The 9,391-nt window shown below is 67.0% G+C and carries 6 protein-coding genes; all 6 read left to right on the top strand.

All coding sequences use genetic code 11. From position 1 onward, the window contains the following. The first annotated feature begins 34 nt into the window (after positions 1–34). Positions 35–1,378 (top strand): sulfatase, encoded by a 1,344-nt coding sequence (locus LLH23_05905; protein MCE5238008.1) that lies wholly within the window; start codon positions 35–37, stop codon positions 1,376–1,378. A gap of 104 nt (positions 1,379–1,482) precedes the next feature. Next, positions 1,483–4,098 (top strand): heparinase II/III family protein, encoded by a 2,616-nt coding sequence (locus LLH23_05900; protein MCE5238007.1) that lies wholly within the window; start codon positions 1,483–1,485, stop codon positions 4,096–4,098. Positions 4,099–4,182: 84 nt separating this feature from the next. Beyond that, positions 4,183–4,710: a hypothetical protein gene (locus LLH23_05895; protein ID MCE5238006.1), complete on the top strand. Its 528-nt coding sequence runs from the start codon at positions 4,183–4,185 to the stop codon at positions 4,708–4,710. A gap of 2 nt (positions 4,711–4,712) precedes the next feature. Continuing rightward, entirely contained in the window at positions 4,713–5,147 is a 435-nt protein-coding gene (locus tag LLH23_05890) for a hypothetical protein (GenBank protein MCE5238005.1), read from the top strand. Positions 5,148–5,240: 93 nt separating this feature from the next. Further along, positions 5,241–6,467, top strand: coding sequence for a hypothetical protein (locus tag LLH23_05885; GenBank protein MCE5238004.1), 1,227 nt, complete (start codon positions 5,241–5,243; stop codon positions 6,465–6,467). Between the two features lie 190 nt (positions 6,468–6,657). Beyond that, the gene (locus LLH23_05880) at positions 6,658–9,273 is read left to right on the top strand and encodes a hypothetical protein (protein MCE5238003.1); all 2,616 of its coding nucleotides are present in this window, start codon (positions 6,658–6,660) and stop codon (positions 9,271–9,273) included. The last annotated feature ends 118 nt before the right edge of the window (positions 9,274–9,391 follow it).

Genomic DNA, 9,391 nt, shown 5'->3' with positions numbered 1-9,391 from the left:
GGCTCTGGAGAGCCGCGCTCCCGGGAGAGCACCCATGAACATCGTCGTCATCGTCTCGGACACCTGTCGCCCCGATCGCCTGGGGTGCTATGGCAACACCTGGATGCGCACCCCGGCCCTCGACGGCCTCGCCGCCGAGTCGGTCGTCTTTGATAGCTGCACTCTCAGCTCGTTCCCCACCCTCCCCCACCGCGCCGACTGCTTCCTGGGCCGCCTGTCGTGCCTCGAGTTCGGATGGGGGCCGATGCCCCGGGAGCAGGCCACGCTGGCCGAGCTGCTCAGCGGGGCGGGCTACGTCACCCAACTCATCCACGACACGCCCCATCTGACCGCCAGGGGCCACTACTACGAGCGCGGCTTCCAGGGCCATCAGTGGATCCGCGGGCAGGAGGGCGACTGCCCGCTCACCCGGGCCAACGATGTGCCGGCGATGGACTGGCCGGTGGAGCTGGACCGCTATGACGCACCGGAGTACCACAACCACACGCGGCAGCGACTGGACTTCCCCGGTGAGGTCGGCCACCACAGCCAGCGCACCGTCGCCCAGGCCTGCCGCTGGCTGGAGACCAACCACCGTGCCGACCGTTTCCTGCTGTGGGTGGACCTGTTCGACCCGCACGAGCCGTGGGATGCGCCGGACTGCCTGACGGCCCTGTACTACGAGGGCGACTTCCCCGACCGCCGCGTGCGCCACCCGCGCTATGCCGCGACGGACTTCCTGACCGAAGACGAACTCCGCTGGTGCCACGCGGCCTACTGCGGGGAGCTGACGCTGGTGGACAAGAGCATCGGCGTGCTGCTGCGCCAGATCGAGGACCTCGGCCTGTTCGATGACACCGCGATCATCTTCACCTCGGACCACGGGTTCTACCTGGGCGAGCACGGGCGCATCGGCAAGAGCGGCTCGGCGGAGGACCCCTGGCCGCTGTACCAGGAGATCACGCGCGAGCCGCTGCTCATCCGCCTGCCGGACGGGCCTCGGGGCGAGCGCAAGAGCCAGCTCGTGCAACCCGTGGACCTGCGGCCCACGATCCTGGAACTGTGCGGCGTCAGCGACACCAAGCGCCCCCACGGCCGCAGCCTCGTGCCCATCCTGGGCGGCGCGGACGTGCGCCTGCGGGAGCTGGCCTTCTCCGCCGGCTGCGTGCGCGACCGCAGCCGCATGGGCGTCGGCGTTACGCTGACGCACGAAGATGGCTGGTCGCTGGTGATGACCCGGGACGACAGCCGCCACGAGCTATACTACCTGCCCGACGACCCGTGTCAGGAGCACAACCTCATCGCCGACAACCAGATGATGGCGGTGGAGATGCAGGCGATGTTCCGGATGGCGCTGAGCTTCTGCGGCGCGCCGGCGGAACTCGTGAAGCAGTGGTAGGACCTGTAGGGCGGGGCTCGTACCCCGCCGCGTTCTGCCACGCAGGGGAACCGGACGCGCGTCGGGAACTGCTCACCTACCACTCCGACCGTGAGGCCGTCACCATGCGCTGCCTGCTGCTCGCCCTGTGCCTGTCGTCCGCCTGCGCCGCCGCTGACCTGGTGGTGAGCGACTGCGACGACGCCGCCCCGTGGGGCAAGAACGCTACCCTCGAGACGACCACCATCAAGCAGGGCAAGGGCGCGATCCGCTGGGAGTTCGCCAAGGGCCCGAGCATCCAGACGAACCAGATCCCCCATGACTGGTCGGGCGGCAACGCCCTCTCCTTCTGGCTGCACAGTGCCCAGGCCTCCGGCTCGCGCGTATGGGTTATCCTCTCCTCCGAGGACAAGACCAAGGAGGGGCCGGACTACTACAGCCTGACGCTCCGGCTCGACTTCACCGGTTGGCGGCATTATGTCGTCCCGTGCGCGGAGGTCGGCAAGGCGCGCTCGCCGCTGGGCTGGCAGCAGATTGACCAAGTGCAGTTGCACGCCGCCTGGGACCCCGCTGTGACCATCGACCCGGCGGATGTCGTCATTCTCGATGACCTGAAGGTGATTGCGGTGTCGGACATCGGCAGCGGCCCACGCATGACGGACGAGGAGTTCTACCAGGCGCTCGATCTGCAGCGCCCTGACCTGGCGGCGGTGAAGGCCGCCGTGGACAAGCACGATTATGCCGCGGCGGCGGTCGCGCTGGCGGCGCATCTGCGCCAGCGACGCGAGCCCAAGTGGTTCACGAACACCTGGGAGCGCCCCGCGCCGAACCCGAAGTATGGCACGGGCAACGCCGAGAAGATCATGAAGCACGAGTTCACCTTCATCAAGGGCACCTACAAGCCCGAGGGGCGCATAGACTGGTCGTACAACGCCATGACCGAGGGCGAGAGCGCCACCATCGAGTGGAACGCGCAGTTCAACCGCCACTTCCACTTCAAGCCCCTCGTGGACGCGTACTGGAACACCGGGGACAACAAGTACGCCCAGGAGCTGGCGAACCAGTGGGTGGCGTGGATCGAGGACTGTCCGGTGCTGCTGTGGCAGTCGGGCAACTCGCCCTACCACCACGCCTGGGAGACGCTGAACACCGGCATCCGCGCCAGCAGCTCGTGGCCCGATGCGCTCTTCAAGTGCCTCGACAGCCCGGCCTTCACCCCCGAGGTGCTCGTGAAGATCCTGAAGTCCGAGTACGAGCACGCCGAGCACCTGGTCAAGAACCCCACCGGCGCCAACTGGCTCACCTGCGAATCCATGGGCGTGCTGACCATCGGCATGCTGTTCCCCGAGTTCCAGCGCGCCCCGGAGTGGCGGAAGATCGCCATCGAGCGCCTGTACGGCCAACTGGACAAGGAAGTCTATCCCGACGGGATGGAAGTCGAGTTGGCGCTGGGCTACAACAACTGGGTGGTGGACGAGTTCTCCAACGTGCTGAAGCTGACGAAGCTGAACAACCTGATGGACGAGGTGCCGGCGGACTACAAGCGGCGACTGGAGTGCATGTACAACTACCAGCTCTACGCGATGCGGCCGGACCGGCAGGTCTTCGGGTTCAATGACTCGTGGTCCAGCAACCCGCAGAAGCTGCTGGAGCAGGCGGCGGAGTACTACCCGGAGCGCGCGGACTTCAAGTGGGGCGCCACCAAGGGCCAGGAGGGCAAGTCGCCCGCGGATGACTCCGTCGCCTTCCCCTATAGCGGTCACTATGTCATGCGCACCGGTTGGAGGCCGCAGGACCTGCTGCTGCACTTCGACGCCGGCCCGTGGGGCAGCGGCCACCAGCATGAGGACAAGCTGGGCTTCCAGGCCTATGCCTACGGCAAGACGGTGCTGACCGAGGGCGGGGTCTACATGTACGACCGCTCCCGCTGGCGGCGCTATGTGCTCTCGACGCGAGGCCACAACACGATCCGTGTGGACGGCCTCGACCAACGCAACGGCGGTGAGCGGCAGACCTGGGTGCTGCCTTACCCCTTCCAGCCCCTGGACAACCTCTGGCTGACGAGCGACCAGTGGGACTTCGTCGAGGGCACCTACGACTTCGGCTACGGCGACCGCAAGCAGGTGACCGTCCCGGCCACCCACCGCCGCAGCATCCTGTTCGTCAAGCCCAGCTACTGGATCATCACCGATGTGCTCACCCCCACCGATGGCAAGGAGCACCAGGTCGAGAGCCTGTTCCACTTCGCCGCCGATGAGGCCACGGTGAACGGCCTGACCGTGGCCACGCCCACGACGGACGCCGCTGTGCAGATCACGGCGGCGCCGCGCGAGGGCCTGAGCCTCCGCGTCGTGAAAGGCCTGGAGGAGGAGCCGGTGCAGGGCTGGGCCAACGGCCCGTGGCGCCCGGTGCCCACAGCGCTGTACGAGTGGAAGACGAGCGGCCCGTCGCGCGTGACGTACGTCGTGTACCCCACGCCCGCCGGGCAGGCCAGCCCGGTCCAGGCAGTGAAGTCACTGCCCGTCACGACCGACCAGGGCCAGCCGGCGAGCGCCTCGGCGGCCGACATCATCTTCGCCGACGGCAGCCACCATGTGTACCTGTACGCCGACGCCGGCGCGGGGATGTGCCACTTCGGCGGCTACAGATCGGACGCCCGCTGCGCCCTGCTCGCCCTCGACGCCCAGGGCAACATCCAGCGGATGGTCCTGGCGGCCGGGAAGGTGCTGGAGAAGGAATAGCAGAAGGTCAGCTGTCACTCGCAGCCTGTACAGGAGTCGCACGCAGTAGTCCTGCTATGGCTGGACGGTGGGCGGAAGCTACTGATGGATTTCCACGATACGAACACCTGGGGTCTGATCGTAGGACTGGTTGGGCTAGGGGTCACGATTGCTGGTCTCTGCTTTGCGATCAGCGCGGCGCGGGCAGCCAAGGACGCCAAGATAAAGGCGACCGACGCCGAGACCGCGGCCCAGGAAGCGACTAGAGCAGCGAACCGAAGGTCGGCGCTTGAGGACTTGGCGCTGGTTGATCGTTGGGGAGATGAGTTGCTAAGAAGCCTAGAGGCGTCGGAGTGGGACCGAGCTCTTGAACATGCTCGGCAGACGCTGAGATTCGTGACCGAGATTGAGGCTCAGTACAGTCAAATCGGCCTAGTCGACGAAGCCCACCTTGCCATCGTGGCTGAGTTGCTTGATTCCGTGTGCGACGAGTGTCTGGCACTCAAGGAGACTGCGGGGAAGAACTCAAGAGCCAGAACCGGAAAGGTCCACAGGGCAGCGAGGCAAGCAATGCAGCATCTCGCGGGGCAGGTGGGTAACCTCAAGAAGCGGCCAGTGACGATAGGAGACTAGCTATGGCTAGCGTTGTCTGCGAGTTGTTAACGACGTTGTTGGCTATGACGGAGGACAGAAGGCTGAGGTGGGAGTCCGCGGCGTCAGAGGAGACCTACGTCGCCTCAGTGAGCGTCCCGAATGGTGTCCTCGTGTTCGAGATATCGATGGAACAGCGGTTCAATGATAACGGCGATCTCTACTCACGCGAGGCCCTCTACGTGAAGCGGCGGAGCAGAGACGGAGACGAGCGCAGGTACTCCGTCGAGCCCGAGGATAATGACGAGTGGCGAGTGTTGGAGAACTTGTACAGCCTAGCATCCTCCGCTGAGACACGGGAATTCATCGAAGATGTGCTACAAGACCTGCGCGGATCCGTGAAGGAGCGACCATTGCCTGTGCCTCCGAACGACTACGGCCCGATGGACAAGGATGAGGATCCGTTCGGCGACCAATAGGTCAGGGACAGGCAATGGAGGGCTGCATCTCTCAGATTCCTGGGTGGGTCGTCCTCTTCCCCGTGTAACCAAGTCCCCGGACGGAGGCCCAACATGACCCCCACCGACCGCACCCTCCTCCGCGACCTGGCCCAGCGTGTGGCCGAGGTCGCGGCCGACCCCATCCAGGACGAGCGCCGGGCGCTGTGGCGGGCCCAGAACCGCCTGCAGCCGATCCGCCCCCTCATCTTCATCTCGCCCGAGGGCTCGTGGATCGAGCTGGTGCCGGAGGCCTCGCTGCAGTGCCAGGACGACGATGCCCGCGGCGTCGAGCGCGCCCTGCGCCAGCGGCTCTACGCCCAGGAGCACTTCCACGACGACACCGTGTGCGACGCCGACTACACCTTCCGCACGTCGCTGTGCGGCACCGGCTGGGGCGTGGGCGAGACGATCATCCGGCCGGAGGAGGCGCGCGGGGCGTACAAGTGGGACGCGCCAATCAAGACGCGGGCAGACCTCGACCGTATGACCCGACCCACCGTGAGCCTGGACCCGGAGACTTTCGGGCAGGCGATGGTATTCCTCCACGACCTCTTCGGCGACATTTTCAACGTCTACTTCCACAACCCGGCCGGAGGCTACGCCCTGATGGACGAGTGGACGCGCCTGCGGGGGATCACGCAGACCTTCATGGATATGAGCGACGACCCGCAGTTCGTGCATGACGGGATGCGCACACTCATGGAGGGGCACCTGGCGCGGACCGAATCGATGCTGGACCAGGGCATCCTGGGCGTCAACAACGCCAACGACTACGTGGGCTCGGGCTCGTGGGGCTGGAGCGATCAGTTGCCGCAGCCGGACTTCGCCGGCACGGTGCGCTGGCAGGACCTGTGGGGCTTTTGCACCGCCCAGATCATGTCCGAGGTCTCGCCGGCCATGCACGAGGAGTTCGTGCTCCAGTACGAGGCCCCCATTGCCCAGCGCTTCGGCCTGAACATCTACGGCTGCTGTGAGCCGCTGCACCGTAAGCTGGACATCCTCAAGCGCCATATCCCACGCCTGCGTCGCGTCTCGATCAGCCCCTGGGCCGACAAGGCGATGAGCGCCGAGCAGCTCGGCGACCAGATCATCTTCAACTGGAAGCCCAACCCGGCGGTATTGGCCGGGGTGGACTTCGACGAAGACTGGGCGCGGCAGGACATCCGCGAGACGATTGACATCTGCCGCGCCAACGGCTGCGCGCTCGACATCGTGATGAAGGACACGCACACATGCCAGCACCAGCCGTGGCGCTTCGACCGCTGGGCGGAAATCGCGCGGGAAGAGGTCGAACGGTGAACGGCGTCCTCACCCCTACCCCTCTCCCTCGCTTCGCTCCGGAGAGGGGAACCGTTCGTCCACTTCGCGGCTTCGAAGCCACAAAGCGACGTTCGACACTCCCTCTCCGGCGCGCGGGAGAGGGGCAGGGGTGAGGACGCCGTTTGCCTCTCCCCGGCATCATTGCCAAGCCTCACCATGGAGGAAGATCATGCGCTTCATCGCCATCGCGACCGCACTCATCGCCTGCACCTTCGGCTTCGCGGAGGCCGGTGACGTCGTCAACCTGCTGCCCCCCGGCCAGACCTGGACGGCCAACACCGACGGGGGCGGGACCAAGATGACGCTTCAGCCCGGCCCGGACGCGCCGCTGGGTGTCAGCATCACCGCCGATGGCGGCAAAGAGGACTACCCCAAGCTGCGGGTGGAGTTCCAGGACCCGCTGGACTGGACCAAGTACACCCGCTTGCGCATGAGAGTGCGCGTGAACACCCAGGACACCACCGTCAGTGCCCGCCGCATGGCGATCGTCATCTATGACGACAAGTACCGCCACGAGGAGATGGCCGGCCACCCGATGTGGCAGCAAGGCTTCGAGCACAACGTGCCCGTGGGGCGGTGGGTGGACACGACCGACTGGCTCATCAGCACCCGGCGCACGGCGATCAAGCAGGTGGACCTGTACCTGTACGAAGAGCCCGCGCCCGCCGGCGCCACGTTCACCTGGGAGTTTGCGCAGTTGCAGGTGGAGGGCGTCGGTGATCAGGCCGTCGCCTTCGACACGGAGATCTACGGCGCCAAGTCCTTCGCGCCCCTGCCCGCAGCCGGCGCCGGGGGCGCGACCGTGGGGACAGCCAAGGGCCTGCGGCTGAGCCTCGACGGCCAGGGCGTCATCCGCCGGGTCGAGCAGGGGGGCGTGACGGTGAGTGCCGCCGGCAAGAGCCCGGCGGGGCTGCTCGTGCGGGATGTCACGCTGGATGACCCGCCGGCACTGGTCAGGGGCACGATCAGCAAGACTGGCCCTGGCGGCCGGGACGTGCGCCAGGTGGCGAAGCTGGCTAAGCTGGGCCTGGCAGTGGACGCAACCTACCGTGACGCCGGCCAGTACCTGGAAGTGACGGGCAAGGTCGCCGACCTCCGCGGCGCCGATCGCGCGGTGACGGTCTACCTGGCGCTGCCCGTGGGCGCGGGGGCCTGGCAGTGGTGGGATAGCGCCGCTACCGCGCGCACCGTCGCCGACGCGGAGGGCGAGTTTGCGTACCTGGAGCGCGGCATGCAGTTCGGCCTCAACGGGCTGCACTCCAAGTACCCGCTCGGGGCGGTCACGCTGCCGGGCAAGGCCGGGCTGTCGCTGGCGGTGCGCATGGACGAGCCGGTCGTGCACCGCATCGGCTACAGCCCGAAGCTGCAACTGTTCTACCTGGCCCTCGACTTCGGCCTCGTGCCGCAGAAGACCATCAAGGGCAAATCGCTGTCCGAGGCGCCATTCCGCGTCCTCGTCTACCAGCACGACCCGCAGTGGGGCTTCCGCTCGGCCCTGCAGCGCTACTACGCCTTCTGTCCCGAGTTCTTCACCAACCGCGTCCCGGCCGACAAGCAGGGCGGCTGGTTCGTGTGGGGGGAGATGCAGAAGATGGCCGGGGCGAAGGAAGCCGGCTTCCGCTGCCACTGGGGGCCCGGTGGGGCGGAGGCGATCAAGTGGGACAACGCCAATGGCATGATGGCCCTGCAGTACATCGAGCCCGAGCTGTACCAGCAGACGATGGGCGACTACACGGAGCTGCCCTCGCGTGAGGTGGCGCTGGAACGCCTGCGCAAGGTGGCGGCGGGCGATGAGGCGGAGCTGGCGAAGTACGAGAAGCTCAGCTACGCGCATTCGTACGTGCCGGGCAAGTGGGTGCGGGAGCACTCCGCGCGCGAGGCCATGCGCGTGGTGTCGCAGGCGACGCTCAACTCGGTGAGCTACGGCGCTGACGGCACGCCGTCGCTGGGGATGGGCAAGTACCCGTGGATGGGTGAGAGCAAGCTGGGGGTGATCTTCCCCTGCAGCCTCGACCCCGACATCCCGCAGGGCAAGGGCTGGTTCTGCCGCGAGGTGTTCCTGGAGACCGGCCTGCAGGAGATGGCGGCGGCGGGCTGCCACTATGATGGCCTCGCCCTGGACTCGTTTGGCGGCTACGGCCAGCTCAGCCGCGCCAACTTCCGCCGCGAGCACTTCCAGTACGTGGACACGCCGCTGACGTTCTCGGCCACCGAGCACGTGCCCGTCATCGCCATGTTCACCGCCTCGGTCGAGTGGGTGCGCGACCTGGCGAAGCGGATGCACGGCCGCAAGCTGGTGCTGATGGCGAACTGCTCGTGGGGCACGAGCACGACCCCGGCGTGGTTGACCTTCGCCGCGCCGTACCTGGACATCTTCGGCGCCGAGGCCCCGCTGTTCGGCGACCCGGACTTCATCCGCGCCATTGCCCGCACGAAGCTGTGCACCGACCTGCCCTACAAGCCCGTGGACGACTGGCAACTGCAGCGCAACCAGCTCCACGGCATCTTCCCCGGCCACGGCAACAAGCCGGAATACATGGCGCAGTTCGCCCGGCAGTTCAGCGACCTGGCCCAGGCCGGCTGGGAGCCGATCACGTACGCCACAGCGACGCCGAGCACCGTGCGCGTCGAGCGCTACGGCAAGATCCTCGTCCTGCACAACCCGACGGACGTGGCGGTGGAGGCGAAGCTGAAGCTGGACACGGCGGCGCTGAAGCTACAGCCGGCACAGGCGGAGCGGACGGTGCCCCTGGAGGCGAAGGGGACGGTGGTGGTCAGGCTGTAGCTACGAAGGTCGTTGCGGTAGGTGCGCCGTGGCCGTAGGAGCGCCAGCTTCCAGCTGGCAGCCGTTGCGTCGGTCAGTGCCCTGCGTGCCAGCTGGAAGCTGGCGCTCCTACGGCCAC

The organism is bacterium, assembly GCA_021372615.1.
GTDB lineage: Bacteria > Armatimonadota > Zipacnadia > Zipacnadales > UBA11051 > JAJFUB01.
This window is presented reverse-complemented; position numbering and strand designations above follow the sequence as displayed.

Excerpts from the sequence above, each read along its gene's own strand:
- LLH23_05900 (MCE5238007.1), top strand. The coding sequence starts at position 1,483 with ATGCGCTGCCTGCTGCTCGCCCTGTGCCTGTCGTCCGCCTGCGCCGCC.
- LLH23_05885 (MCE5238004.1), top strand. The coding sequence starts at position 5,241 with ATGACCCCCACCGACCGCACCCTCCTCCGCGACCTGGCCCAGCGTGTG.
- LLH23_05880 (MCE5238003.1), top strand. The coding sequence starts at position 6,658 with ATGCGCTTCATCGCCATCGCGACCGCACTCATCGCCTGCACCTTCGGC.
- LLH23_05890 (MCE5238005.1), top strand. The coding sequence starts at position 4,713 with ATGGCTAGCGTTGTCTGCGAGTTGTTAACGACGTTGTTGGCTATGACG.
- LLH23_05895 (MCE5238006.1), top strand. The coding sequence starts at position 4,183 with ATGGATTTCCACGATACGAACACCTGGGGTCTGATCGTAGGACTGGTT.
- LLH23_05905 (MCE5238008.1), top strand. The coding sequence starts at position 35 with ATGAACATCGTCGTCATCGTCTCGGACACCTGTCGCCCCGATCGCCTG.